The 26,847-nt window shown below is 69.0% G+C and carries 21 protein-coding genes, 1 tRNA gene and 1 pseudogene; 12 read left to right on the top strand and 11 right to left on the bottom strand.

Annotated features, from left to right (window positions below; all coding sequences use genetic code 11):
• Positions 1–198 precede the first annotated feature (198 nt).
• Both CHB64_RS11950 and CHB64_RS11945 read left to right on the top strand, forming a co-directional pair.
• Positions 199–819, top strand: a complete 621-nt coding sequence (locus tag CHB64_RS11950; protein WP_089412853.1) for a TetR/AcrR family transcriptional regulator — start codon at positions 199–201, stop codon at positions 817–819.
• Positions 816–1,679, top strand: a complete 864-nt coding sequence (locus CHB64_RS11945; RefSeq protein ID WP_089412852.1) for a phytanoyl-CoA dioxygenase family protein — start codon at positions 816–818, stop codon at positions 1,677–1,679. Before CHB64_RS11950 ends, CHB64_RS11945 begins: the two co-directional genes overlap by 4 nt.
• 6 nt (positions 1,680–1,685) lie before the next feature.
• On the opposite strand, the pseudogene CHB64_RS15805 reads toward CHB64_RS11945, so the two are convergent.
• A pseudogene (locus tag CHB64_RS15805) lies at positions 1,686–2,455 on the bottom strand (AAC(3) family N-acetyltransferase).
• 75 nt (positions 2,456–2,530) lie between these two features.
• On the opposite strand from CHB64_RS15805, the gene cobT reads away from it, so the two are divergent.
• Positions 2,531–4,432 carry a cobaltochelatase subunit CobT gene (cobT, locus tag CHB64_RS11935; protein WP_200815357.1) on the top strand — a complete coding sequence of 634 codons (1,902 nt, stop codon included), beginning with the start codon at positions 2,531–2,533 and terminating at the stop codon, positions 4,430–4,432.
• Between the two features lie 11 nt (positions 4,433–4,443).
• Here the strand turns inward: cobT and CHB64_RS11930 are convergent, their stop codons facing one another.
• The 5 genes from CHB64_RS11930 to CHB64_RS11910 form a co-directional block, all read right to left on the bottom strand.
• A complete protein-coding gene (locus CHB64_RS11930) occupies positions 4,444–5,142 on the bottom strand; it encodes a YceI family protein (protein WP_200815356.1) in 699 nt (232 codons plus the stop codon).
• A 7-nt stretch (positions 5,143–5,149) separates the two neighbouring features.
• On the bottom strand, positions 5,150–5,728 hold the full coding sequence (locus CHB64_RS11925) for a cytochrome b (RefSeq protein WP_089412850.1): 579 nt from the start codon (positions 5,726–5,728) through the stop codon (positions 5,150–5,152).
• Between the two features lie 28 nt (positions 5,729–5,756).
• Complete coding sequence (locus CHB64_RS11920) at positions 5,757–6,398, bottom strand: YceI family protein (protein WP_089412849.1); 642 nt, start codon at positions 6,396–6,398, stop codon at positions 5,757–5,759.
• Between the two features lie 105 nt (positions 6,399–6,503).
• Positions 6,504–7,127 (bottom strand): nitroreductase family protein, encoded by a 624-nt coding sequence (locus tag CHB64_RS11915; RefSeq protein ID WP_089412946.1) that lies wholly within the window; start codon positions 7,125–7,127, stop codon positions 6,504–6,506.
• A gap of 31 nt (positions 7,128–7,158) precedes the next feature.
• On the bottom strand, positions 7,159–9,180 hold the full coding sequence (locus tag CHB64_RS11910) for a TonB-dependent receptor (RefSeq protein WP_159462490.1): 2,022 nt from the start codon (positions 9,178–9,180) through the stop codon (positions 7,159–7,161).
• Between the two features lie 185 nt (positions 9,181–9,365).
• On the opposite strand from CHB64_RS11910, the gene CHB64_RS11905 reads away from it, so the two are divergent.
• From CHB64_RS11905 to CHB64_RS11890, 4 genes are all read left to right on the top strand, one after another.
• Positions 9,366–11,327 (top strand): DUF3604 domain-containing protein, encoded by a 1,962-nt coding sequence (locus tag CHB64_RS11905; RefSeq protein ID WP_089412945.1) that lies wholly within the window; start codon positions 9,366–9,368, stop codon positions 11,325–11,327.
• 13 nt (positions 11,328–11,340) lie between these two features.
• Complete coding sequence (locus CHB64_RS11900) at positions 11,341–12,237, top strand: peptidyl-prolyl cis-trans isomerase (protein WP_089412847.1); 897 nt, start codon at positions 11,341–11,343, stop codon at positions 12,235–12,237.
• Positions 12,234–13,235 (top strand): HupE/UreJ family protein, encoded by a 1,002-nt coding sequence (locus tag CHB64_RS11895; protein ID WP_089412846.1) that lies wholly within the window; start codon positions 12,234–12,236, stop codon positions 13,233–13,235. Before CHB64_RS11900 ends, CHB64_RS11895 begins: the two co-directional genes overlap by 4 nt.
• 83 nt (positions 13,236–13,318) lie before the next feature.
• Positions 13,319–13,810, top strand: coding sequence for a universal stress protein (locus tag CHB64_RS11890; RefSeq protein ID WP_089412845.1), 492 nt, complete (start codon positions 13,319–13,321; stop codon positions 13,808–13,810).
• Between the two features lie 18 nt (positions 13,811–13,828).
• Here CHB64_RS11890 and fghA read toward each other — a convergent pair whose 3' ends face one another.
• The 4 genes from fghA to CHB64_RS11870 form a co-directional block, all read right to left on the bottom strand.
• Positions 13,829–14,668, bottom strand: coding sequence for an S-formylglutathione hydrolase (gene fghA, locus CHB64_RS11885; RefSeq protein WP_089412944.1), 840 nt, complete (start codon positions 14,666–14,668; stop codon positions 13,829–13,831).
• A gap of 11 nt (positions 14,669–14,679) precedes the next feature.
• The gene (locus CHB64_RS11880; protein WP_089412844.1) at positions 14,680–15,789 is read right to left on the bottom strand and encodes an S-(hydroxymethyl)glutathione dehydrogenase/class III alcohol dehydrogenase; all 1,110 of its coding nucleotides are present in this window, start codon (positions 15,787–15,789) and stop codon (positions 14,680–14,682) included.
• Between the two features lie 68 nt (positions 15,790–15,857).
• The gene (locus CHB64_RS11875; RefSeq protein WP_089412843.1) at positions 15,858–18,014 is read right to left on the bottom strand and encodes a malate synthase G; all 2,157 of its coding nucleotides are present in this window, start codon (positions 18,012–18,014) and stop codon (positions 15,858–15,860) included.
• A gap of 215 nt (positions 18,015–18,229) precedes the next feature.
• Positions 18,230–18,856: a urate hydroxylase PuuD gene (locus tag CHB64_RS11870; RefSeq protein WP_089412943.1), complete on the bottom strand. Its 627-nt coding sequence runs from the start codon at positions 18,854–18,856 to the stop codon at positions 18,230–18,232.
• A gap of 648 nt (positions 18,857–19,504) precedes the next feature.
• On the opposite strand from CHB64_RS11870, the gene CHB64_RS11865 reads away from it, so the two are divergent.
• The 5 genes from CHB64_RS11865 to galE all read left to right on the top strand — a co-directional run bounded on the left by CHB64_RS11865 (position 19,505) and on the right by galE (position 25,771).
• A tRNA-Ala gene (locus tag CHB64_RS11865) sits at positions 19,505–19,580 on the top strand.
• Positions 19,581–19,711: 131 nt separating this feature from the next.
• A complete protein-coding gene (locus tag CHB64_RS11860) occupies positions 19,712–21,157 on the top strand; it encodes a coniferyl aldehyde dehydrogenase (RefSeq protein ID WP_089412842.1) in 1,446 nt (481 codons plus the stop codon).
• Positions 21,157–22,776: a GMC family oxidoreductase gene (locus CHB64_RS11855; RefSeq protein ID WP_089412841.1), complete on the top strand. Its 1,620-nt coding sequence runs from the start codon at positions 21,157–21,159 to the stop codon at positions 22,774–22,776. Before CHB64_RS11860 ends, CHB64_RS11855 begins: the two co-directional genes overlap by 1 nt.
• A gap of 119 nt (positions 22,777–22,895) precedes the next feature.
• Complete coding sequence (gene glmS / locus CHB64_RS11850) at positions 22,896–24,722, top strand: glutamine--fructose-6-phosphate transaminase (isomerizing) (protein ID WP_089412840.1); 1,827 nt, start codon at positions 22,896–22,898, stop codon at positions 24,720–24,722.
• Positions 24,723–24,736: 14 nt separating this feature from the next.
• Entirely contained in the window at positions 24,737–25,771 is a 1,035-nt protein-coding gene (gene galE, locus CHB64_RS11845) for a UDP-glucose 4-epimerase GalE (RefSeq protein WP_089412839.1), read from the top strand.
• A gap of 4 nt (positions 25,772–25,775) precedes the next feature.
• On the opposite strand, the gene CHB64_RS11840 is transcribed toward galE, so the two are convergent.
• Positions 25,776–26,756, bottom strand: coding sequence for a complex I NDUFA9 subunit family protein (locus CHB64_RS11840; RefSeq protein ID WP_089412838.1), 981 nt, complete (start codon positions 26,754–26,756; stop codon positions 25,776–25,778).
• Positions 26,757–26,847: the final 91 nt, after the last annotated feature.

The following is a 26,847-nucleotide window of genomic DNA, read 5'->3' as shown; positions in this document are numbered from 1 at the left end:
ATTCAATTCAGTCCTCTGTTATGTTGCGCGCGCGGGGGAGCCGGGCAGGGCCCGCGAGGGCGTCGCGCCGGGCGTCTGCGCGCCCGCAATGCGGCGAGCGTCGCCCAGACGATCGCGCCCGCCCCCCCGCACGGCGGCCGGCGCCGGAAAGGCGAACGGCGCGGGGCCTGACGGGCCGGACAAGCGCAAGGAACACGCATGAGCCCTGCGACCGCCTTATCGAAGACCCGCCGGGGGGCGCCGCCGGAGGCGCGCGCGCGCCTGATCGAGGCGGCGGCCGAGGCGCTCGTCGCCAATGACGGGGCGCTGGAGATGGCCGACGTCGCCCGCCGCGCCGGCGCGGCCGCCGGCCTCGCCTATCACTATTTCGGCTCGAAGGCGGGGCTCGTTTCCGCCGTGGTCGAACTTTTCTACGACCGCTACGACGCGGTCATCAACGCGCCGATGGACCCGCGCGAGCGCTGGTCGACGCGCGAGCGCCGCCGGCTCGAGCGCGTCGTCGATTTCCTGTTCGCCGAGCCGCTCGCCGCGGTCGTGCTCGGCAGGCTCGCCCGCACGCCCGAGGTCGCCGCCGTCGAGGCCGCGCGCCGCCGGCGCATGATCGAGCTCGCCGCGCGCAACATCCGCAACGGCCAGCGCTCGGGCGAGATCGCCGCCGGCATCGACCCGATGATCGCCGGCGCGGCGATCATCGGCGGCGTCGACGAAGCCGCGGCCTATGCGTTCGAAAATCCCCGCCGCGCATCGCGCAAGGCGCTCACGGAAAATCTGTGGACGTTCATTTCCGGCGCCGTGCGGCTGAAGGAGGCCCTCCCATGACCAAACGCGCCCCGCCCCGCATTACGGACCCGGACGATCTCTATCAGGATCTCGCCGGAACCTACGGCCTCGACGATCCCGCGCTCCGCGGGCGGGTCGATCCGGCCCTCGTCGAGGCCGATCTCGCCGCCATCGGTCGCGACGGCTATGTCGTCATCGAGCGGCTCGTCGGCGAGGAGGAGAACGCCGCGGCCAGGGCCGCGCTCGAAGCGCTGGTCGGCCCGATGGGCCGCAACGATTTCGAAGGCTTCAGGACCCAGCGCGCCTATGCGCTCCTGCGCAAGACGCGCGCGCTCGACGGCCTCGTCGCCCATCCGCGGATTCTCGCGATCCTCGAAGCGATGACGGGCCCGGGCCCGCTGCTGTCGGCCTGCCTCGCGGTGCGCATCCATCCGGGCGAGAAGCGGCAGGTTCCGCATTTCGACGCCGGGTTTTACCCTGCGCCGCGCCCGCGCCAGTGCCATGCGGTCTCGGCGATCTGGGCGATCGATCCTTTTACGGAGGAAAACGGCGGCACCGTCGTGTGGCCCGGCAGCCATCTGTGGGCGGAGGGGCGCAAGCCGACCGGGCTTGACGCGCATTTCGCCGTGGAGATGCCTGCGGGCTCGGTCGTCGTCTTTCACGGCGATCTGTGGCACGCCGGCGGCGCGAACGCGTCGCGCGCGCCGCGCCTCGCCTTCACGCCGCAATATTGCGCGCAATGGCTGCGCACGATGGAGAACATGTCGCTCGCCGTGCCGCCATCGGTGGTGAAAGATCTGAGCCCGGACCTTCAAAGCCTGCTCGGCTATCAGATCCGCCCGCCCTTCATGGGCTATGTGGACGGCATGCACCCGAAGCGGCTTCTCGAGGGAGCCTGACGCCGCTCATGCGGGAATGCTGCGCCGCGCCGCGTCGCATTCCCCGCAGCCTGCCGCGGGCGGGCGCAGGAAGATCAGCGGATCGCGCCGCAATTTCTCGACGGCGACCTCGACGACGTCGCGCGCGCGGAATAGCCGCACATGGGCGCGCCCGACGCGCCCTTCCGCCTGCCGGCCGCGCGCGCAGCCACGCGTCGGCCTTCGCGAAGAGCCGGCAGCAATGATCGTTTTCTCCGTATTCCACGCGAATCGGCCGGCCGTTCTGCAGGACCGTCACATGCTTCGGCGTGCGGTACGGAACCGCCGCCAGCAGCTCGGCCAGATGCAGGGTCGTGTTCGCGTCATGGCCGCAGCCGAGAAGCAGAACCTGCCCGTCGCGCTCCCGCACGCGTCCGACGGGGGCTCTCGCGCCGATGCGGCGGCAGGGGCAGCCGGTCGCGCAGGATCGCTTCGGCCTGCGAGCCCGCGGCGGCGAAGGCGAAGGCGTGCGCGGCGACCATGACCCCCGGCTGCCGCCAGAAGATATCGGCCGTCGCGCCGAGATCGGGATCGGCCGGCGTGCGCGCAGGATCGAACGGCTCGGCGCCGTCGCCCCATGAAGGCATGACCAGCGTCCCCTCGGGCCCGAGCGCGGCGCGCAGCGCCTCGATCAGCCCGACAGGTCCGCCCTCGACCGGCCTCGCGGCGCGATAGGAGATATGGGCGAGGAGAACGCCGCCCCGCTTCGCCCCGAGCGCGCGAAGTTGCGCGACGATTTCGCTTCGGCCGGTCTGCATCCGCGCCTTCTAGCGGCGCCGGCGCCCCTTGGCAAAGCGCCTGCGATACGCGACATCAGGGCCATGAACGCCGCCATGACTCCGCCGATCACGCCGCGGGAAGGCCCCCTACGCGAGAAGAGTCGCGAGGACTTCAAACGCGCGCTCCTGCAGACGACGCGGGCGCTGTCCTCGCAGAACGAGGTCGAAGTGGCCTTCGGCGGCGAGCGGGCGCAGGTGCAGGGCAAGCGTGCGCGCATCCCCCTGCCTGCGCGGGTGCTGAGCCCGGCCGCGGCGGCGATCGCCCGCGGCGAAGCGGACGCGGCCGCGCTCAAGCTCGCCCATCACGACGAGAGCGAGCACGCGCGCCTCGCGCCCAAAAGCCCGCAGGGCTTCGCCGTCTTCACCGCGCTGGAGAACGTGCGCTGCGAAGCCTTCGGCGCGCGGGGCATGAAGGGCGTGGGCGACAATCTCGCCGCGGCCCTCGACAAGGCGATCGCGGAGAAAGGCTATGACAGCCTCGATCCGTCGGACCCGGCGCCCGTCGCCGACGTCGCTGCGCTCTTGCTGCGCGAGCGTCTGACGGGCCGGGCGCCGCCGCCGTCCGCCGCGGGCGTCATGGCGCGCTGGCGCGCGGAGGTGGAGCGGCGCGCCGGCGCCTCGCTCGACGCCCTCGCGCGGACGCAAGACCTCGAAGATCAGGCCGCTTTCGCCGCGCTCGCCCGCGCCGTGCTGCGCGATCTCGACATCGACGACGAGGACGGCGCGCAGGAAGGCGACGAGACCGCCGAAGGCCAGGACGACGCAGACCAGAGCCGAAAGGAGGTCGAGGACGACGACGAAGGCGTCGCCGACTCCCCGGAAGATCAGTCTGCGGACGGCGAGAGCGAATCCGAAGGCGAGGCCGAGTTCAGCGAGCAGGACGTCGAGCAGGCCGAGGAAGACTCCGACGGCGCGGCCGAGAACGCCAAGATCTCCTCGATCCGCGCGCGCTTCGAAGGCGACAGCGGCCAGGCCTACAAGGCGTACACGAAAGAGTTCGACGAGATCGCCCAGGCCGGCGATCTGTGCGATCCGGAAGAGCTCGCGCGCCTGCGCCGCACGCTCGACCGCCAGCTCGAAAACCTGCACAACATCGTCGCGCGCCTCGCCAACAAGCTGCAGCGTCGGCTCCTCGCCAAGCAGAACCGGAGCTGGGACTTCGATCTCGACGAAGGCGTGCTCGACGCGGCGCGCCTGGCGCGCGTGGTGGTCGATCCGATGCAGCCTCTCTCCTTCAAGCAGGAGCGCGATCAGGAGTTCCGCGACACGGTCGTCACGCTCCTCATCGACAATTCCGGCTCGATGCGCGGCCGGCCGATCACCATCGCGGCGATCTGCGCCGACATTCTCGCGCGCACGCTCGAACGCTGCGGGGTCAAGGTCGAGATCCTCGGCTTTACGACGCGCGCGTGGAAGGGCGGCGAGTCGCGCGAGAAATGGGTCGCTGACGGACGCCCGCCCCATCCGGGCCGGCTCAACGACCTGCGCCACATCATCTACAAGGCCGCCGACCAGCCCTGGCGGCGCGCGCGCGTCTCGCTCGGGCTGATGATGAAGGAAGGCCTCCTGAAGGAGAACATCGACGGCGAGGCGCTCCTGTGGGCGCATGAGCGCCTGCTCGGCCGGCCGGAGGCGCGGCGCATCCTGATGGTCATCTCCGACGGCGCCCCGGTCGACGACACCACCTCGTCCGTCAATGGCGGCGCCTATCTCGAACGGCATCTGCGCGAGACGATCGCGGCGATCGAGAACCGTTCGCCGGTGGAGCTTCTCGCCATCGGCATCGGTCATGACGTGACGCGCTATTATCGGCGCGCGGTGACCATCGTCGACGTCGAGCAGCTCGGCGGCGCGATGGTCGACAAGCTCGCCGAGCTGTTCGAGGAGGACGCCGCGCCCCGGGAGAGCCGGGCCGCGCCCCGCCCCCGCCGGCGCCCGCGCCCGGCAGCGGCCTGAACGCGCCGCGTTCAGCCGCCGGCGCGGGTCGCCTCGACGACGAAAGACACGTCCACGTCGAGTCCGACCCACTGGCCGGTCGCGAACTCGCCCTGACCGACCCCGAAATCCGTGCGGTCGATGACGAGCGATCCCTCCGCATGCGCCCTGTCCCCGTCGATCGTCAGCGTAAAGGGCAGCGCGACCTCCTTCGAAACGCCGCGGATCGTCAGCGTCCCGCGCGCTTCATAGGCGTTCTCGCCTGTCTTCGCGACCGCATCGGAAACGAAGCGCGCGGTCGGATGCTCGCGGACATGGAACCAGTCGCGCCCCGGCAGGGCCGCATCCCGCTGGCGGTCGCCGGTGCGGGCCGAGGCGAGGTCCACCGTTACGGCGATGGACGCGGACTCGGGATCGTCCGGATCGAACGCGATGTCGGCGGAGAAATCCTCGAACCGGCCTTCGAAACGCTCGCCGGTCTGGGTCGCGGCGAAGACGAGGCGGCTCGCCGCCGGATCGAGCGTCCAGACATGCGCGCCTGCGGCGGGGGCCTCGGCCGCGCTTTCGGCGACGGCGGCGGACTCGTCCGCGCACGCGGCGGCGAACAGCGCAAGGCTCGCGGCCAGCGCCCGCCGGGCGGGGACTGCGCGCGCGTCGCGCCATCCTCTCCCGCCCCCCTTTTTCAAGGAGGGGCAAAGACGCTCTGCGCGGGCGGCGATCATAAACGGCATATGCTTCCTATACGGATGTTTTGCGGCGAACGAAGGGCGCCATGCGCGCGAGCACGTCGTCCCGGTCGACGAAATGATGCTTCAGCGCCGCGCCCGCATGAAGGACGAGCAGCCCGATAAAGGCGTAGGCGGCGTATTCGTGCATCTCCTCGAACAGATGCGCGACGGCCTCGCGGTCCGAAACGCCCTCGAAGAAGGGCATGTGCGGCCAGGGAACGACGCCGAACAGGAATGTCGGCACGCCGAGCGGCGCGACCGACACATAGGCCCAGCCGAGAAGCGGGGTCGCGATCATCAGGACGTAAAAGCCCCAATGCGCCGCGCGCGCCGCGGCGCGCTCCCAGGCCGGCATCGCTTCGGGCAGGGGCGGGACCTTGTGCGTGAACCGCCAGACCAGGCGCGCCAGCGACAACAGAAGGATCGTCACGCCGAAGGACTTGTGAAGCTGGAAGATCTGGAACTTGAACGCGGCCTCGCTGTCGGGAATGCGCACCATGTACAGGCCGCCGGCGAGCTGGCCGACGATGAGAAGGGCGATCGTCCAGTGCAGGACGATCGCAACGTCTGTATAGCGGCTCGCAGGCATCGCATTTCTCCCTTATGCGGAAACGGCGTTACCGGGAGGCCAGCTCCGCTTCGATGAGGACCTCGACCTCGTCGCCGACGAAAGGAACGTAGCGGTCGACGCCGAAGTCGGAGCGCTTCACCGTCGTCTTCGCGGAAAAGCCGAGCTTGTGGCCGCCGTCCTGGAGCGCGTCGGCCTTGTTGAACGTCACGTCGAGCGCGACGGGCTTCGTGACGCCCTTGATCGTCAGCTCGCCGGTCACCTTGCCCTTGTTCGGGCCGACGCGTTCGACCGACGTGCTTTCGAACGCGATCTCGGGATGGTTGGCGACGTCGAAAAAGTCGGCGCTTCTGAGATGGTCGTCGAACTCATCGACGCCGGAATCGATCGACGCCGCGTCGATCGTGACGCTGATCGAAGACTGCTCCGGGTTCTCCGGATTCCATTCGAGCACCCCTTCCCAGTCGCGCCAGCGCAGATAGGGCCGCGAATAGCCCTGATGCCAGTATGTGAAGGTGATGTAGCGGTGCTTCGGGTCGGTGACGTAGGTTCCGGCGGGGGCGGCCGCGAGATCGACCGACTCGGCGGCGGTCTGGGCGGGCGCGGTTTCGCCGGAGGCGTCCGCGGGCGCCTGCTGGCCGCAGGCGGCCAGGGCGAAGGCGGCGACGGCGTAAAGGGCGTGTGTTCTCATGCGCTCTCTCCTTATCCGATTGCATTGCGCGCGATCATATAGGACGCGGTCAAGACCTTTCCATGAACCGGCGGAGGCGCCGGCCGCCGCCTGTTCACAATCCTGTCAGCGGCCGAACCGGCTCGTCAGCGCCGCCGCGTCGGGACGCTGCCGCTCGCGCGGATCCTCCTTCGCGGTTCCGATATAGACATAGCCCGCGATGCGCTCCTCCTCGGCGAGGCCGAAACGGGCGAGCGCGTCGCGGTCGTAGGCGCACCATTCGGTGATCCACTGCGCGGCGTAGCCATGGGCGCTCGCGGCGATGAGAAGGTTCTGGCAGGCCGCGCCCGCGGTCAGGATCTGCTCCCATTCCGGCGTGCGATGGCTGCGGTCGACGCAGGAGACCACGGCAACCGCCACCGGCGCGCGCAGGAAGCGGGTCCGTTCCGCCTCGATGCGGCTTTCTCCCGCGAACGGATCGTTCTTCTCGAAGACCTCCGCGAGAATGTCGCCCGCCTTCGACCGCCCGTCGCCCTCGAACACGATGAAGCGATAGGGCGCGACCCGGCGATGGTCGGGAACGCGCGCGGCGATCTCCAGCATGACGCGCAGCTCTTCCGCCGTCGGACCCGGCTCGCCGATGAGCTCGACCGGCGTCGAGCGGCGCAGCCGCAGGAGCCTGATCGTCTCCGCCGACGGATGCGCCGCCGGCAGCGGTTCGCCGAATTGGGGCGCGCGAAACTCGTTCATCGACACGTCCTTTTGCTTGCGGCCGGTCCGCTTATAGCCGCGCGCGCAGGGCGAGGCCAAAGGTTCTTTCCTCGCCGGGGAAATAGCGCTCGTTTCCGAAGGCGAAGTCGGCGCGCTCGGCGTAGAGCGCATCGAGCGCGTTGCGCACGGTCAGGCTCAGCGACAGGCGCGCGTCCACGCGCCAGGTCGCGCGCAGATGCAGAAGATCGTGACCCGGATAGGTCGCGCTGTTCGCCGCGTCCATGAAATACGCCCCGACATGGACCCATTCGGCTTCGAGCTCCGCGGGGACGGCGCGCGGCGTCCACAGCAGGCGCGCCCCGGCGAGCCAGCGCGGCGCGGTGTCCACGTCGTCGCCGACGCGGATCGATTCGGTCGCCTGCGGAACGCTCGCGACTTCCCGGTCGAAGCGATAGGTATGGGCGGCGTAGCTCGCATTGGCGTCGATCGTGAGCGACTCGGCGACGCGCGCCGTCGCGTCGATCTCCACGCCGACATGGCGGGTCTTTCCGTCGTCGACATTGAAGCCGTCGGCGTCGCGGAAGAAGAAGTTCCGCTTGACCATGTAATAGGCGACCGCCTCCACGTCGATGCGGGGCCCGAGCGCGCCGCGCCAGCCGATCTCGACGGCGTCTATCTTTTCCGGATCGGCGCCGTCCGTCGTCTGATTGATCTGCAGGCGGTAAAGGTCCGTCGTCTGAGGCGGGCGCGCGCCGCGCGCATAGCTGAGAAAGGCCGCCCCCTCGCCGAGCGCGTAAAGCAGGCTCGCCTTGGGGCTGAGAGTGAAGAAGTCGTCGGTCCGGTCTTCGGGCCGCAGGAAGCGCCCCGTCGCGCCGGCGGCTGTCCGGTTGTCGTAATCGTAGCGCGTCCAGTCGGCGCGCGCCGCGAGGCCGGCCGTCAGCCGGGCGCCGAGCGCGTAGCGCGCCTGGGCGAAGCCCGAAACCGTCGCCGCCTTCACCTCATAATCGTAATGCACGCCCTGCGGAAACGATCCGAAGCTCGGCAGGGACTGTGTCTCCGTCAGATAGCCCTCCGTGTACTCCCAATCGAGGCCGGCGATGAAGGAAAGCCGGTCCGACGCGTCGGCGTAGACGGCCGACTGCGCGCCGAAGCTCCAGTGGCCGTTCTCCTCGAACGCCTGCGACGGCAGGAAGTGCATGAGAAAGCGCATCTCGTTCCAGCGCGCGAAGGGCGTCACGGAGACCGTCAGCCCCTCGCGGGGCGCATAGGCGATCTCGCTCGACAGGCGCGCGGCCTTCGCGTCGCGGAACGCCTCCGGATTGGGATTGGTCCGCCGCAGATCGGGATCGCGATAGGCGTCCGGCCCCTCAACGAAGCCCGCCGTCTCCTGATTGAGATTCGTTCCCGACAGAACCGTCCGTATGGAGAGCGCGCCGGCGCGGTAATCATGGCGCAAGGTCGCCTTTTGCTGGTCGAGGCCGGAATCGGCGCGGTAGCCCGCTTCCGAGGCCAGCGAAAACGCGGCGTGAACGCCGTGCGCGCCCTGCGTTCCCGAGACATAGGCCGAACCCTTGAAGCGCTCCACTGTGTCGCCGGAGACGAAAAGACCCGCCGCAAGCGGTTCCGGCGAGGGCGCGGGCGTGAGCACGTTGATCACGCCGTGAATGGCGTTTGCGCCATATGCCGCGCCGCTCGGCCCGCGGACGATCTCGATGCGCTCGGCGATCTCCGTATGCGCTTCGAACAGCGCGTTGACGTTGGCGAAGCCCGCCGAGCGCAGCGGCGCGCCGTTTTCAAGAAACAGGAACGAGCCGGCCCCCGCCCCGCCCGTCAGCACCGGCGAGCGGATCGAGGTGAGATGCTCCTGTCCGTTGTTGCGATGGATGAGCACGCCGGGCGCGCGCGCGAGGATCTCGCTCGGATGGTCGGCCGCGGCGCGCGCGATCTCGGCCGCGTCGATGACCGCCACATTGCCCGCCACTTCCGACGTCGCCTGCGCCCGCCGCTCGGCGACGACGACGATCTGATCCGCCCGGGCCTCGGCGACGACGAGCGCGGCGAAGGCCGCAGCCGTCGCCCCACAGGTTCGCACCCTGTACGACAATTCCCTGCTCCGTTTGGCTTTGCGGACCGGCCCCAGCCCGTTCGGCCCCGGCAATCTAGCCGGCTCGCCCGGGCCGTCAATCACGCGGCCGGCTGCGCCGCGCGGATGACATCGCTGGCGGGCGCTTCTACTCTCGTCCAAACTGCAGGAGCGGACGGGCGGGGAGGCGCCGGATGCCGGGATCATCGCATAAGAGGGCCAGGGGGCGGGCCGCCGCCGCGATGGGCGCCGCCATTCTTCTGTGCGGACCAGCGATCGCCCAGAATTATCCCGATCGGCTCTTGTGGGGCGACACCCATCTTCACACCAATCTGTCCGTCGACGCCTATTTTTTGGGAAATCGTTCGGCGGACGCCGACACCGCCTATCGCTTCGCCAAGGGCGAGCCGGTCATTCATCCCTATCACCGCGCGCGGATGCAGCTTCGCACGCCGCTCGACTTTCTCGCGGTCACCGATCACGGCGAGCTGATGGGCGTCCCCTATCGGCTCATCACCCTGCGCGACGAGCGGCTGACGCGCACGCGGCTCGGAGCGCGCCTCATCGAGCTCGTCGACGAGGGCCGCAGCGAAGACGCTTTCGGCCTCTTCATTCTGTCGATCAACCTCGCCGGCCTGCCGGAGGAAGAGCGCCCGGCCAAGGTCGGCCTGTTGAAAGCGCTTTCCTGGCGCGTGCAGTCGCTGTTCCGGCCGATGGACCGCGAAAGGCTGGCGACCGAATGGCTCGCCGGCGACCCGACCCTTCTGCAGGACCTCGACCAGCGCGATCTCATCCGCACGAGCTGGGCGTTCAACATCGACGCCGCCGAGCGCCACAACGCGCCGGGCGCGTTCACCACGCTCATCGGCTGGGAGTACACGCCGACGCCCGACGGCGCCAATCTTCACCGCATCGTCTTCACGCCGATGAACGGCGAGAAGGCGAAGACGTTCCTCCCCTTTTCTTCCAACGACAGCCCGCGCCCGGAGGATCTGTGGGCCTGGCTCGCCGAGACGAGCGCGGCGCTGGGCGAGGACTTCATCTCGATCCCGCACAATTCCAATATCTCCAAGGGCAGAATGTTCGCGCGCGTCGACTCCGACGGCCGGCCCATCGACGCCGAATACGCGCGCCTGCGCGCGACATGGGAGCCGGTCGCCGAGGTCACGCAGATCAAGGGCACGTCGGAGACCCATCCCCTGCTCTCGCCCGACGACGAATTCGCCGGCTTCGAGTTCTTCAACCGCCTCATCGAGGCGCGCGAGGGCCGTCAGACCGAGCCGACCGTAACGGATGCGGACTATGTGCGCGGCGCGCTGAAGACGGGCCTGGAGATCGAGGCGCAGGTCGGCGTCAACCCCTACAAGCTCGGCATGATCGGTTCGACCGACTCCCATTCCGGCCTGGCGACGGCGGAGGAGGACAATTTCGCCGGCAAGATGGCGATCGACTCGATTCCCGAGAATAAAGCGACCGGTTTCGGCCAGGTGTCAGGCTGGGAGATGTCGGCTTCCGGCCTCGCCGCCGCCTGGGCTCGAGAGAATACGCGCGAGGAAATCGCCGCGGCCTTCCGCCGGCGCGAGGTGTACGGCACGACGGGGCCGCGGATCGCGCTGCGCTTTTTCGGCGGCTACGACTTCGCGCCCGAAGACGCCGCCGCGCGCGACATCGCCGCGGTCGGCTACGCCAAGGGCGTGCCGATGGGCGGCGATCTTACCCGCGCCGCGGACGGGCGCGCGCCGAGCTTCCTCGTGCGCGCGGTGAAGGATCCCGTGGACGCCAATCTCGACCGGGTGCAGATCGTCAAGGGCTGGCTGGGGCCGGACGGGAAAGCGCGCGAGAAGGTCTTCGACGTCGCCTGGTCGCCGGGGCGCGAAAGGTCGGCTGACGGACGGCTCGCGCCCGTGGGCGACACGGTCGATCGCGCCTCGGCCACCTATGAAAACGCGATCGGCGCGGTCGAACTTGCGACGGTCTGGACCGATCCCGAGTTCGATCCGGACGCGCGGGCTTTCTATTACGTCCGCGTGCTGCAGATTCCGACGCCGCGCAACTCCCTTTACGACTCCGTCGCGCTGGGCGCGCCGCATCCCGAGGGCTATCCGCCCGCCATTCAGGAGCGGGCCTATTCCTCGCCCATCTGGTACACGCCCTGATCGCGCCTGAGCGATGACGCCGCGCTCCATACTGAAAGATCCGCTGACGCATTTTCTGGCCGCCGGCGCGCTCGTCTTCGCCGCGGCGAGCGCGCTCGCGCCGCCCGAGCCGGACGAAGCGCGCATCGAGGTGACGCGCGCGGCGCTTCTGGCGTTCATCCAGTACCGCTCGAAAGCGTTCGAGCCGGCGGCCGCGGCGGCCCTGCTCGACGCCATGAGCCCCGCCGAAAAGCGGCGCCTCGTCGAAGACTTCATCGAGGAAGAGGTCCTCCACCGCGAGGCGAAGGCGCTCGGCCTCGAAGAAAACGATTATGTCATCCGCCAGCGACTGACGCAGAAGCTGCGTTTCATCGTCGAGGCCGCGGCGGAAGCCGGCCCGCCCTCCGAAGAGGAGATCAGGGCCTTCTTCGAGGCCGAGCGCGCGCGCTATCGCGTGCAGCCGTCGGCGACCTTCGCGCATGTATTCTTCAGCGCCGAACGCGCCGACCCCGCCGGCGATGCGGCCGCATTGATCGAGCGGCTCAATCGCGAGGGCGCGCCGTTCGAAGCGGCGACGCGCCACGGCGACCGCTTTCCTTTCCATACGAATTACGTCGAGCGCACCTGGGACTACGTCGCCTCGCAGTTCGGCGAAGAGGCGGCGCGCGAAATCTTCGCCGAAGACCGTCCCTTCGGCGTCTGGCGCGGACCGGTGCTGTCGCCCCATGGCGCGCACGCGATCTATGTGAAAACCGTCGAGCCGGCGCGCGACCCCGCGCTCGAGGAAATCCGCGAAAAGGTCGCCGAGGACGCCGCCCGCGCCCGCCGCGAAGCCGCACAGCGGCGCGTCATCGCCGAGACCGTCGCGCAATACGACATCGTCGTCGCGGAAGACGTCGGCGTCGCGGCGCCCGAACCGGCCGCGCCATGACGCTCGCCGTACGGATCGCTTTATGCCTGATCGCGCTGGCGGCGGCGGGCGCGGCGCGCGCGCACGACTCCCGCCCGCTGACGGTCGTCATCGAGGAGACCGGGCAGGACGTCTACGCCGTGCGCTGGCGCGCGCCGGCCTCCGTCGAGCGCGCGAACGCGCCGACCGCCAGCCTCGGCCCGCCCTGCATCGCGCTTTCCCGGCCTGCCGAGACGGCGCTCGAAGGAAGCGCGCTCTATCGCTGCGAGGGCGGGCTCGGCGACGCCGAGGCGCGCGTCGATTGGCCCGTCTACAACCCTTCGCTCGCGACGCTGTTTCGCCTGACCTATCGCTCCGGCGAGACGCAGTCCGTTCTTCTTGGCCCGGAGCGATCCGTCTGGACGCCGGCCGCGCCGACGGCGTTCGCCGGCGTCGCCGCGAACTATTTTCTGCTGGGGGTCGAGCACATCCTGATCGGGATCGATCATATCCTCTTTCTTTTCGGGCTGCTCATCCTCGCGCGCAGCCTGCCGCGCATCCTCGTCACGGTGACGGGCTTCACCATCGCGCATTCGGTCACGCTCGCCCTCGTCGCGCTCGACGCCGCGCGCGTCTCGGTTCCCGCCGTCGAGGCGACGATCGCGCTGTCGATCGTCTTCGTCGCCGCCGAGATCGCCCGCGGCGACCGGACGACGCTCGCCTGGCGCCGGCCGGTTCTCGTCGCGAGCGCCTTCGGCCTGCTGCACGGGGCAGGATTCGCGGCGGCGCTGTCGGAGATCGGCCTTCCGCAGACGGAGCGCGTCGCCGCACTGCTGTTCTTCAACATCGGCGTGGAGGCGGGCCAGCTTCTGCTCGTCGCGGGCGCGCTCGCCGGCGCCTTCCTCTGGCGGCGCCTTGCGCGCCCCGCCCTGCCGGCCGCGCGCGCCTTTCCCGTTTCGGGCGAAACGGCCGCCGGCTACGGGCTCGGCCTCGTTTCGGCCTTCTGGTTCGCGGAGCGAAGCTGGGCGGTTCTCGCCTGAAGCCCGCCCCTCCCCATTGGGCCGAAAACCGGGCATAATCGCTTCCGCCGTCACTGCGCGCCGCGCGCGGAAAGGCCGACGCCATGAAGCACGCCGCCATTGTCGCCGCAATCGATCTCGACGACGATCTGGCCGACGCGGTCATCCTCGCCGCGCTCGGCCTTGCGCGGAAGGACGGCGCGCGCCTGCATGTGGTCAGCGCCTGGCCGCCGCTCGCGACCGCCTCCGGCTATGTCGCCGACATCGCGCCGGTCGCCGCCACGCCGCTGACCGAGGAAGCGATCGCCGCCGACCGCGAGGCGCGCGCCGGCCATGAAAAGCGTCTCAAGAAGCGCGCGGACGCCCTCGCGCCGGACGCCGTCGTCAGGGCGCTCGACGGCGAGCCAGCCCACGCCGTCGCCGCCTACGCCCAGGAGGTCGACGCCGATCTCATTGTCACCGGCTCGCACCAGCGCGGTTTCTGGGGACGCCTGTTTCAGGGCGCCTCCTCGCGCGAGCTCATCCGCGAAGCGCCGTGCGGCGTGTTCCTCGTCACCCGGTCCTACGCCGACAAGGTGATGAAGGCGCGCGCCTGACCGGCTCCGGGCGCCGGCTCACGCCGTCAGGCGTTCATGGTGCCAGCGCAGGTGATCGTCGACGAAGCTCGCGATGAAGTAATAGCTGTGGTCGTAGCCTTCCTGCCGGCGCAAGGCGAGCGGCTGGCCCGCCGCAGCGCAGGCCTTGACCAGCAGCGCGGGCTTCAGCTGCTCTTCGAGAAACGGGTCCGCCGTTCCCTGATCGACCAGCATGTCCGCAACGCGCGCCCCGTCTTCGATGAGCGCGCAGGCGTCGTATTCCCGCCAGCGCGATTCGTCCGCGCCCAGATAGCCGGCGAGCGCCTTGCGTCCCCACGGGCAGTTCATCGGCGAGGCGATCGGCGCGAAGGCCGAGACCGAGCGAAACCGCGCCGGATCGCGCAGCGCCATGGTCAGCGCGCCGTGCCCGCCCATGGAATGGCCGAAAATCCCGACGCGGCCCTCCGCGACGGGAAATTCGGAAAGGACCAGCGCGTAAAGCTCCTTCTCGACATAGCTGCGCATCCGGTAATGCGCCGACCACGGCGCTTCTGCCGCATCGACGTAAAAGCCGGCGCCGAGACCGAAATCGTAGGCGCCGTCCGGATCGTCGGGAACATCCGGCCCGCGCGGGCTCGTGTCCGGCGCGACGATGACGAGGCCGAGCGCGGCGGCCAGGCGCTGCGCCCCGGCTTTCGCGATGAAGTTCTCCTCGGTGCAGGTCAGGCCCGACAGCCAGAACAGCGCCGGAAACGGCCCCTCTCCCGGCGGCAGATAGAGGCCGAATCGCATGGCCGTCTTCGTCTCGGCCGAGGCATGGGCGTAGATGCGCTGCTCGCCGCCGAAGGACTTGCTCGAAGACTTGAGCTCCAGGCTCATCGCCGCCTCCGTCAATAAACGATCACGGAACGGATCGACTTTCCCTCATGCATCAGATCGAACGCCGTGTTGATCTCTTCCAGCTTCAGCACATGGGTGATCATCGGGTCGATCTCGATCTTCCCGCTCATGTACCAGTCGACGAATTTCGGCGTGTCGGTGCGCCCGCGCGCGCCGCCGAAGGCCGTGCCTTTCCACACCCGCCCGGTCACAAGCTGGAAGGGGCGGGTCGAAATCTCCTTTCCCGCCTCGGCCACGCCGATAATGACGCTCTCGCCCCAGCCGCGATGGCAGCATTCGAGCGCCTGGCGCATCACGTCGACGTTCCCGGTGCAGTCGAAGCTGTAATCCGCCCCGCCGTCGGTCAGCGCGACGATATGCTGCACGATGTCGCCGTCTATTTTTTTCGGATTGACGAAATGGGTCATGCCGAAGCGGCGGCCCCATTCCTCCTTGGCGTCGTTGATGTCCACGCCGACGATCATGCCCGCGCCGACCAGTCGCGCGCCCTGCACGACGTTGAGGCCGATGCCGCCGAGCCCGAAGACGACCACGTTCGCGCCCGGCGTCACTTTCGCCGTGTTGACGACCGCGCCGACGCCGGTGGTCACGCCGCAGCCGATATAGCAGGTCGTCTCGAACGGCGCATCCTTGCGGATTTTCGCCAGCGCGATCTCCGGCAGCACCGTGTAGTTCGAGAAAGTCGAGCAGCCCATGTAATGATGGATCGGCTTTCCCTTGTAGGAAAAGCGCGTCGTCCCGTCCGGCATCAGGCCCTTGCCCTGGGTGGCGCGAATGGCCGTGCACAGATTGGATTTGCGCGACAGGCAGGTTTTGCACTGGCGGCATTCGGGCGTGTAGAGCGGGATCACATGATCGCCCGGCGCGACCGACGTCACGCCCGGGCCGACCTCGCGCACGATCCCGGCGCCCTCATGGCCGAGGACGGAGGGAAAGATTCCTTCCGAATCGAGGCCGTCGAGCGTGTAGGCGTCGGTGTGACACACGCCCGTCGCCTTGATTTCGACGAGCGCCTCGCCGGCTTTGGGGCCTTCGAGATCGAGTTCGACGATTTCGAGCGGCTTTTTCGGTTCGAATGCGACCGCGGCGCGCGTCTTCATGAGAGCCTCCTTGTTTCTCAGGCTCCATCATAGAACGGCCGCGCGCCGCGCACGAGGCGAAACCGTCTCTATCCGCGCGCTTTCGCTTCGCGGCGCCGGCGCGTGAGAATGAACTCGGTGTAGCCGTTGGGCTGCGCGGCGCCGTCGAAGACTAGATCGCAGGCCGCGCGGAAGGCCGGTCCGTCGAAACCGGGCGCCATCGGCCGGTAGTTCGGATCGTCCCTGTTCTGACGATCGACCACGGCCGCCATGCGCTTGAGCGTCTCGAGAACCTCCTCGCGCGCGACGACGCCGTGACGCAGCCAGTTGGCGATATGCTGGGAGGAAATGCGCAAGGTGGCCCGGTCCTCCATCAGCCCGACGTCGTGAATGTCCGGCACTTTCGAGCAGCCGACGCCCTGATCGACCCAGCGCGAGACATAGCCGAGAATGCCCTGGGCGTTGTTTTCCAGCTCCTCGCGGATCTCCTCGGGGCTGAAATTGCGCCCCGGCGCGAGCGGCGGGGTCAGCAGCGCGTCGAGATCGCCCGTCCCCTGGCCTTTCAGCGCCTCCTGCCGGGCGAAGACGTCGACCTCGTGATAATGCAGCGCGTGGAGCGTCGCCGCGGTCGGGGACGGAACCCATGCCGTCGTCGCGCCCGCTTCGGGATGAACGATCTTCTGCGCGAGCATGTCGGCCATGCGGTCGGGCGCGGCCCACATGCCCTTGCCGATCTGCGCCTTGCCCTTGAGGCCGCAGGCGAGGCCGATCCCGACATTGCGCGCCTCGTAGGCTTTGATCCAGGCGGCGTCCTTCATCTCGTTCTTGCGGATGACCGGCCCGCCTTCCATGATCGTGTGAATCTCGTCGCCGGTGCGATCGAGAAAGCCCGTGTTGATGAACACGAGACGCGCGCGCGCCGCATGGATGCAGGCGGCGAGATTGGCGGAGGTCCGCCGCTCCTCGTCCATCACGCCCATCTTCAGCGTGTTTCGCGCGAGGCCCAGCATGTCCTCGACGCGCGCGAAGAGCTCCGTCGCGAAGGCGACCTCCTCCGGCCCGTGCAGCTTGGGTTTGACGATGTACACAGAACCGGCGCGGCTGTTGCGCATGGCGCCGGCGCCCTTGAGGTCGTGCATCGCGACGAGCGACGTGACGGCCGCGTCAAGGAAGGTTTCGGGAATCTCCCGTCCCGCGCGGTCGAGCACCGCGTCCGTATACATATGATGCCCGACATTGCGCACGAGCAGCATCGCCCGACCCGGCAGCGTGAAGGCCTCGCCCGCCGGCGACACATAAGCGCGGTCCGGCTCGAGCCGGCGCTCCATCTCGCGCCCGCCCTTCTCGAAGCGGGCCGCGAGGTCGCCTCTCATCAGGCCGAGCCAGTTGCGATAGACCCGCGTCTTGTCTTCCGCATCGACGGCGGCGACGGAATCCTCGCAGTCGATGATCGCGCTCACCGCCGCTTCGACGATCACGTCGGCGACCCCGGCGGCATCGTCCCTGCCGATCGGGTGCGCGCGGTCGACGGCGATCTCGACATGCAGCCCGTGATTGCGCAGAAGGATCGCCTCCGGCGCTTCGGGCGCGCCGCGATAGCCGGCGAATTTCTCCGGGCTCGCCAGCCCTGTCGCGCCGGCGGCGGTCTCGACGACGAGCGCGCCCTTCTCCACGCGATAGGCCGTCGCCTCGGCGTGGGCGCCTTTCGCCAGCGGCGCGGCGCGGTCGAGAAACGCCTTGGCGAAGGCGATGACCTTGGCGCCGCGTTTCGGATTATAGCTCCGGCCCCGCTCGGCGCCGTCCGTTTCGGGAATGGCGTCCGTGCCGTAAAGCGCGTCGTAAAGGCTGCCCCAGCGGGCGTTCGCCGCGTTGAGGGCGTAGCGCGCGTTGCTCGCCGGCACGACGAGCTGCGGGCCCGCGACGGCGCACAGCTCAGGGTCGACATTCGCAGTCTCGACGGAGAACGGCGCAGGCTCCTCGACGAGATAGCCGATCTCGCGCAGGAACGCCTGATAGGAAGCGGCGTCGAAGGCCGCGCCGGCACGGGACCGATGCCAGTCGTCGAGCTTTTCCTGCAGCGCGTCGCGGCGCGCGAGCAGCGCGCGGTTCTTCGGCCCGAGCGTCTCGACGATGTCGGCGAGCCCGCTCCAGAAGGCGTCCGCGCCGACCCCGGTTCCGGGCAGGGCCTCCTCCTCGACGAAGGCGGCGAGAACGGGGGCGACTTTCAGGCCGGCTTTCTCGATCATCGGTTCCTTCCCTGGCTGGTCTGCTGTTTTCTGCGCGGCGCGCCGCAGCCCGGCGGCGGCGGGCCGGCGGCGGGGCATATTGCACCGCAAAATCGGCCGCGTCCCGCGTTAATTGCAGCCCGCCGGGCCCGGAGCAAGACCCGCGCGGAGCCCCGGACGGAAAAAGCGGGCGCTCGCGCGCCCGCTTTCTTGCGCTGCGGCCTGTCGGCGCCCCCTCAGGAAATGCGGAACAGGCTCTGCGCGGCCACCATGCAGAACAGCATGGGAATGGACAAAACCGTGTTCGTCCGTGAAAAGAGCATCGCCGTGCGCGCGGCCTTCGCCTTGGCGTCGGCGTCGAGATTGGGGAACCTGTCGGCGATGTTGAGCGCCTTTTTCTGGTTCGGCCAGATCACGAACCAGACGTTGAACCACATGATCGCGCCCAGCCACATGCCGATTCCGATCACCGTATGGCCCGCCACCGCGAAATTGTCGACGGCGCCGATGGTGATCGCTTCGACGATGTAATTGTTGAGCCAGGCGAGAATGAGCCCCGTCACGATGGTCGACATCGCCGCCCAGCGGAACCAGAACAGCGCCGAGGGCGCGATATGCTTGCCGATCGCCGGTTTCTGCTCGTCCGGGATCTTCGGCATGGTCGGGATCTGGACGAAATTGAAATACCACAGAAGCCCGATCCACATGACGCCCGAGACGACATGCAGCCAGCGGAACAGGAACGACCAGAAGGTCCGGTCGAACGCCCCGCTCCAGGCGAAAGCGTAAAGCAGGAGCAGCACGACGGCGAGCGCGACGCCGGCGATCACTGCGTTTCTGAGATTGGTGAGCACAGCCGTCATTCCGATGCCTCCATCCGGATAGCCGGGCCGCGGCCGTTCGCCGCCGCGCCGCCAGTCTTGATACGGAACGCTGTCACATGCCGGGCCAGGGGCGTCGCCGCCGGACCGCGCGCCTTGCAAGCGACTGTTTCTCCCGTCCTTTTCGCCGACAAGGCTGAAGGCGCATTGTAGCGCGGTCCGGGCGCGCCGCAAAGCCTCCGCACGCCGACGACCGGCCCGCACGGAAAGTCAGTCCGGAGACGTATTTTGCGCTGCGACATGCCCTGTCCGTCGCAATGCGGATTATTTTGTTTCCGGAACGTTTGGGCGGATGATCCCGGGCCGGTCGAATCCGGGCCTGGCGGCGCGGCGGCGGGCCGCCCCTTGGAGAGACGGGCCGATTCGCGGCGGAGATCATCCGTATGCAGCCCTTATCCAGGCCGGCGCAGGCTTTCTCCCCGGACGGCGCGGGGACGGGCGCGGCCGTCCGCCGCGGCGTCGGGCGGTCCCGCCTTGCCGGGGCCCGCGCCAGAGCGCGCCGCCGCCGATCCGGCGACCGGCCGGACGGGCTCGCCCGGCCTGGCGCGCGCCTCGCCGGGCCGCCCCGGTCCCCCGATTGACAGCGTGCGGGCGCGCCCGTAAGACGGCGCTCCCATATATCCCAGACTTGGGGCAGTAGCTCAGTTGGGAGAGCGCGACGTTCGCAATGTCGAGGTCAGGGGTTCGATTCCCCTCTGCTCCACCAGTTCCCTTTCCTTCTAGAGCAATGATCGCCGGACTGCGCGAGTCTGCGCGCGGCTGTAGACAGACGCCGGAAGGCGCCGCACGATCAAGGCGTTAAGGAGAAGCCGCCAAAGGCTGAACAGGAGGAACGCCATGGGCGCCGATTCCGCGCGCGCCGCGGAGGATCGCGGCGACGTAGCCGCCCGCCTCCGCGCCGTCTTCGCCCTGCAGAAACAGGCCTTCGCCGAGGAGCCCTATCCGTCGCAGGCGACGCGCGCGGCCTGGCTCGACGCGCTCGAACGCGCGGTCGAGACGAACGAAGAACGCATCGTCGAAGCGATCAGCGCCGATTTCGACGGGCGCGCGCGCGCCGAAACGCTCATCGGCGAGGTGCTGACGACCCTCGGCGCGATCCGTCACGCCCGGCGCCGTCTCGCCCGCTGGATGCGCCCGCGCCGGGTCGCCACGCCGCTCCACATGCTGCCCGGCAGGAGCCGGATCGTCCCGCAGCCGCTGGGCGTCGTCGGGATCATCGCGCCCTGGAACTACCCCCTTCAGCTCGCCCTGTCGCCGGCGGCGGCGGCCCTCGCCGCGGGCGACCGGGTGATGATCAAGCCGAGCGAGATCACCCCGCGCACGAGCGCGCTGATGAAGGAAATTCTGGGCCGCGAATTCGACGAGCGCGTGCTCGCCGTCGCCGTCGGCGGGGTCGAGACCGGCGCGGCTTTCGCCGAAATTCCCTTCGACCATCTTCTGTTCACCGGCTCGACGGCGGTGGGCCGTCGCATCGCCGAAGCCGCCGCGAAAAACCTCACGCCGACGACGCTGGAGCTCGGCGGCAAGTCGCCGGCGATCATCGACGAGAGCGCCGATCTCGCCGCCGCCGCGCGCGCCATCGCTCACGGCAAGCTGTTCAACGCCGGCCAGACCTGCGTGGCGCCGGACTATGTCCTCGCGCCCCGCGGCCGGCTCGACGCGACGGTCGAGGCCGTCGCCGAAGCGGCGCGCGCGCTCTATCCCGAGATCGATACGACGCCGGACTATACGGCCGTCGTCTCGGACCGCCATTTCGCGCGGCTGAAGGAGATGGTCGAAGAGGCCCGCGCGGCCGGCGCGCGCATCGTCGAGGTCGGCTCGGCCAACGCGCTGCATCCCCGGCGCAAGCTGCCTTTCACGATCGTCGTCGAGCCGCCGGAGACGATCCGCCTCATGAAGGAGGAGATCTTCGGCCCCGTTCTGCCGGTGCTCGCGGTCGAGAACGCCGACGACGCCATCGCCCGGGTCAACGCCGGCGAGCGCCCGCTCGCGCTTTACTGGTTCGGCCGCGACGCTGAGACGCGCGACAAGGCGCTCAAGCGCACCGTCGCCGGCGGCGTCACCGTCAACGGAACGCTCTGGCATGTGGCGCAGGAAAACCTGCCCTTCGGCGGCGTCGGCGCGAGCGGCCAGGGCGCCTATCACGGCGAGGCGGGCTTCGAGACCTTCTCGCACATGAAGCCTGTCTTCCAAGCAAGCCGACTCTCCAGCGGGGGGATGCTGCATCCGCCCTATACGGACAAAACCGCGCGCATCATCAACTTCGTCAAAAAGGTGATCTGATGAAGAACGCGAACGGCGCCGGGTCGCAGATCGGCGAGTTCGACTACGTCGTCGTCGGCGCGGGCTCGGCGGGCTGCGTGCTCGCCGCCCGGCTTTCCGAGGATTCTGGCGTGCGCGTCTGTCTTCTCGAAGCCGGCCCGCCGGATAAAAGCCCGCTCATTCATACGCCGCTCGGCTTCATCTTCTTTCCCAAGACCGCGCCCATCAACTGGCGTTTCGACACGACGCCGCAGAAGCATCTCAACGGGCGCTGCGGCCACCAGCCGCGCGGACGCACGCTGGGCGGGTCGAGCTCCATCAACGCGATGATCTATATCCGCGGAACGCCCGGCGACTACGACCGGTGGGCGCAGCTCGGCGCGACGGGATGGTCGTATGCGGACGTTCTTCCCTATTTCAAAAAGGCCGAGGACCAGCAGCGCGGCGCGAACGAATGGCACGGCGTGGGCGGGCCGCTGACGGTCTCGGACCTGCGTTATAAGAATCCGCTGTCGGAGACCTTCCTTCAGGCCGCGGCAGAGCTGCAGCTTCCCTTCAACGACGACTTCAACGGCCCGAAGCAGGAAGGCGTGGGCTATTATCAGGTGACCCAGCGCAACGGGCGGCGCTGTTCGGCCGCGGTCGCCTATCTCCATCCGGCCCGTTCAAGGCCGAATCTCACGGTGATATCGGACGCCCACGCCGAGCGCGTGCTGTTCGATGGCCGCCGGGCGACGGGCGTGCGCTTCCGCGCGAACGGCGCGGCGCGGACCGTGACGGCCCGGCGCGAGGTGATTCTGTCCGCCGGCGCGTTTCAGTCCCCGCAGCTTCTCATGCTCTCCGGCGTGGGGCCGGGCGCGCATTTGCGCGCGCACGGGATCGAGGTCGTCGCCGATTCGCCGGAAGTCGGCGCCAATCTTCAGGATCATCTCGACTACACGGTCCTGCGCAAGGCGAAGACGCCGCATACGGTCGGGCTCAATCTTTCGATGGCGCTGCGCTTCGTTCCGGCGCTGATCGCCTTCAAAAAGCGCGGCGAGGGTCTGCTGACGTCGAACCTCGCCGAGGCCGGCGGCTTTCTCAAAACCGACCCGTCGCTCGACGAGCCCGACATCCAGCTCCACTTCCTGCCGGCCCTCGTCGACGATCACGGCCGCAAGAAGCATCTCGGCGCGGGATATTCGTGCCATGTGTGCGTGCTGCGCCCGAAAAGCCGCGGGACGGTCTCGCTGGCGAGCCCCGACCCGACGGCGCCGCCCGCGATCGACCCGAACTTCCTGGGCGACGAGGACGACCTGCGCCGCCTCGCGAAAGGCGCGCGCATCGTCCACCGTCTCTTCGACGCGCCCGCCTTCGCAGCGATCGACGGCGCGCAGCTCTATCTCGACCGGAACGCCGACGACGCGGCGCTGATCGCCGACATCCGGGCCAGGGCCGATACGATTTACCATCCCGTCGGGACCTGCCGGATGGGTTCGGACGAGCGCGCCCCGCTCGATCCGGCCCTGCGGGTTCGCGGCGTGGAAAGGTTAAGGGTGGTCGACGCCTCGGTCATGCCGACGCTGATCGGCGGCAACACCAACGCGCCGACCATCATGATCGGCGAGAAGGGCGCCGACCTCATCCGCGCCGACGCCTGACGAAGGCGCGGAAACCGGCTTTTTCCGGCCGAAATCTTGCTTCACCCATAGGGCTGTTTCCGCCGCCGGGCCGTTCCTGTTAGAAGGACGGCCTCGCGCCTGAAGGAGAGCCCGAACGCATGTGCGGCATCATCGGCATACTCGGCAGGACGGACGTCGCGCCCGCGATCGTCGAAGGCCTCAAAAGGCTCGAATATCGCGGCTACGACTCCGCGGGCGTGGCCGCCGTTCATCAAGGACGTCTCGACCGGCGTCGCGCCTCCGGCAAGCTCGCCAATCTCGAAGCGGTCCTGGCCGAGCGGCCCCTGCCCGGCGCGGCCGGCATCGGCCACACCCGCTGGGCGACCCACGGCGCGCCGACCGAGACGAACGCCCATCCCCACGCCACCGAGCGCGTGTCGGTCGTCCATAACGGCATCATCGAGAATTTCGCCGTGCTGCGCCGGGAGCTGCAGGAGAAAGGCCGCCGCTTCGAATCGGAGACCGACGCCGAGGTCTGCCCGCAGCTCATCACCCATTATCTCGAGACGGAGAATCTGAGCCCCGCCCAGGCCTTCCACAAGGCGATCTCGCGCCTGAAGGGCGCCTTCGCCTTCGTGGCGATCTTCGCCGGCGAGGACGATCTGATGATCGGCGCGCGCCGCGGCAGCCCGCTCGCCGTGGGGCGCGGCCACGGGGAGATCTTTATCGGCTCGGACGCCTACGCGCTCGCGCCCTTCTCCAACCGGGTGACCTATCTCGACGAAGGCGACTGGGTGGTCGCCACGCGCGCCGGCTTTCAGGTCTATGACGCGGCCGGCGCCCCGGTCGTCCGCAAGGAGACGATCTCGTCCGCCGCCGACGCGCTCGTCGACAAGGACGGGCATCGCCATTTCATGGCCAAGGAGATCCACGAACAGCCGGAGGTCATCGCGCACACCCTGTCGCGCTATCTCGATCCGGCCAGCGAGACGATGCGCCTGCCGGAAGGCGCGTTCGATTTCGCGCGGCTCGACCGGCTGACCGTCTCCGCCTGCGGGACGGCTTATTACGCGGGCCTCATCTCCAAATACTGGTTCGAGACCTGGGCGGGCCTGCCGGTCGAGATCGACATCGCCTCCGAGCTTCGCTACCGCGACGTTCCGTATACGGAAGGCGGCGGCGCGCTCTTCGTCTCGCAGTCGGGCGAAACCGCCGACACGCTCGCGGCCCTGCGCGAGGCGCGCGCCAGAGGGCAGAAGATCGCCGCCGTCGTCAACGTGCCGGAGTCGAGCATCGCGCGCGAGGCCGACGTCATCTTCCCGATGGCCGCGGGCCCGGAGATCGGCGTCGCCTCCACCAAGGCCTTCACCTGCCAGCTCGCCGCCCTCGCCTGCATCGCCGTCGCGGCGGGCCGGGCGCGCGGACGCCTCGACGCCGAGGCCGAGCGCGCGCTCGTGCGCGCCCTCCTTGAGACGCCGCGGCTCGTCGCCGAAGCGCTCGCCGGGGCCGGGGAAATCGAGGCGATCGCGCGCGAGATCGCCGAGGCGCGCGACGTGCTCTATGTCGGGCGCGGGGTGAACTTCCCGCTCGCCCTCGAAGGCGCGCTGAAGCTCAAGGAAATCTCCTACATTCATGCCGAAGGCTACGCCGCCGGCGAGCTCAAGCACGGCCCCATCGCGCTCATCGACAAAGACGTGCCGGTGATCGTCGTCGCGCCGCGCGACGCGCTTTACGAAAAGACCATCTCCAACATGCACGAGGTGATGGCGCGCGGCGGCAAGGCGCTGCTCATTTCCGACCGGGAGGGGATCGCCGAAGCCGGCGACGGGTTGTGGCGCGCCATCGAGACGCCGACGGTCCATCCCCTGCTCGCGCCCGTGGTCTACGCCGCGCCGATCCAGCTTCTCGCCTATTACACCGCGACGGCGAAGGGAACGGACGTCGACCAGCCCCGCAACCTCGCCAAATCGGTGACCGTGGAATAGGAGCCTTTCGTCCGATGACGGATCGCATCGTCGTCGCCGGCGGCGCCGGCTATATCGGCAGCCATGTCTGCGTCGAGCTGCTCGCCGTCGGCAAGGAGGTTCTCGTCGTCGACGACTTCTCCAATTCGAGCCCCGAAGCGCTCGCGCGCGTAGAAGAAATCGCCGGCCGGAAAATCGCGCTGCTCGAAGCCGATCTCGCAGACGCTGCGCAGGCGGAGAAAATCAACGCCGCGGTCGCCGCATTCCGCCCGGACGGCGCGGTGCATCTTGCGGGCCTCAAGGCGGTGGGCGAGTCGGTCGCCGAGCCCGAACGCTATTACCGGGTCAACATCAACGCGGCGCTCGCGCTTGTCCGCGCGCTCGACGCGGCCGGCGCGCGGCGAATCGTCTTTTCCTCCTCCGCCACGGTCTATGGCGAGGCCAATCCGAACCCGGTGCGCGAGGACGCGGCGACCGCGCCGGCCAATCCTTACGGCCGCACCAAGCTCTTCATCGAGGAGATCCTGAAAGACCTCGCCCGCGCCGATCCGCGCTGGCGCGCGTGCAATCTGCGTTATTTCAATCCCGTCGGCGCGCATCCCTCGGGGCGCATCGGCGAGGACCCCGAGGGCGTTCCCAACAATCTCTTCCCCTTCATCGCGCAGACGGCGGTCGGCCGACGCGAGAAGCTGCGCATCTTCGGCAAGGATTATCCGACGCGCGACGGCACGGGCGTGCGCGACTACATCCATGTCTGCGATCTCGCCCGCGGCCACCTCGCCGCGCTCGACTATCTCGCCGGCCATGAGGACGCGGGCGCGATCGACGTCAATCTCGGAACGGGCGTCGGTTATTCCGTGCTCGAAGCGGTGGAGGCGTTCGCCCGCGCGTCGGGCCGCGACATTCCTTACGAATTCGCGCCGCGCCGGCCCGGCGACGTGGCGGAGATCTACGCCGACCCGTCGCGGGCGGCGCGCCTGTTCGGCTGGAAGGCGCAGAAGACCCTCGCCGACATGTGCGCCGATCACTGGCGCTGGCAACGGGACAATCCGGACGGCTACCGCCGCTGAAGCCTCACGCCAGGCGCTCGGCGAACTGGCCGTATTTGCGGAAGCGGACCATATAGGTCGGCAGGATCGCCTCAACCGTGTCGGGGCGGATTCCAAGATCCTGAATGACGCCGACGCCTTCCTCGCCGCTGGCGCCGACCACGTTGTCTTTCTTCAGCAGCTTTATCTGATCGCGCGTGATCGGGGCTTCAACGAAGGGAAGAAGGCCCATCGCCTCGCCGGCGAGACCGACGAGCGGGGCGAGCGCGAAGGGAACCGGAAGGAGCAGGCGCTTGCGGCCGATCTCCTCGAGCAACAGCTCCATCAGCTCACGGAAGGTGTAGATTCGCGGGCCGCCGAGCTCATAGGTCCGCTCTGCCGCCTCCGGCCGGGCGAGCGCTTCGCAGGCCGCGTCCGCGACGTCGTCCACATAGACCGGCTGGAAGCGCGTCTTGCCCCCGCCGATGAGCGGCAGCGGCGTGAAGGGCGTCGTCGTCGCCATCGCCGCGAAGCGGTTGAAGAACGCGTCCTCCGGCCCGAACACGATGGAGGGGCGCAGGATCGTCGCCGACGGCATGGCCGCGCGCACGGCCTTCTCCCCGGCCGCCTTCGAGCGCGCATAAAGGCTCTCGCTGTTCTCGTCCGCCCCGATGGCCGAGACATGGACGAAGGCCTTCACGCCCGCCTCGGCGGCGAGCGCGGCGATCGCGCCGGCGCCGGCCGCATGAACGGCGTGGAAAGTCTGGCGGCCCTGCTGCGCGAGCACGCCGGTCAGATTTACGACCGCGTCGGCGCCGTCGAGCGCGCGGGCGACCGACGGGCGGTGGCGGACGTTCGCCTGGAAAAGCTGGATCTGGCCCACATGGCCCATCGGCCGGAGGAAATGGGCCAGATGCGGCCGGCGCACGGCGACGCGAATGCGCCATCCGCGTCTGGCGAGCTCGCGCACGACATTGCGCCCGATGAAGCCCGATCCGCCGAAGACGACCGCGAGTCCGCCAGCCATGCCCGTTCTCTCCGCTGATGAGACGCGCCGGCGGACCCGGCGCGCGCCGCGAAGGCCCTAGCCGAATTTTCCCGCCGCCTCAACGCGCCGA

It is taken from the genome of Amphiplicatus metriothermophilus (assembly GCF_900199215.1).
Lineage (GTDB): Bacteria > Pseudomonadota > Alphaproteobacteria > Caulobacterales > Parvularculaceae > Amphiplicatus > Amphiplicatus metriothermophilus.
Note: the sequence above shows the minus strand (reverse complement) of the source record. Positions and strands in the feature narration are given on the sequence as shown.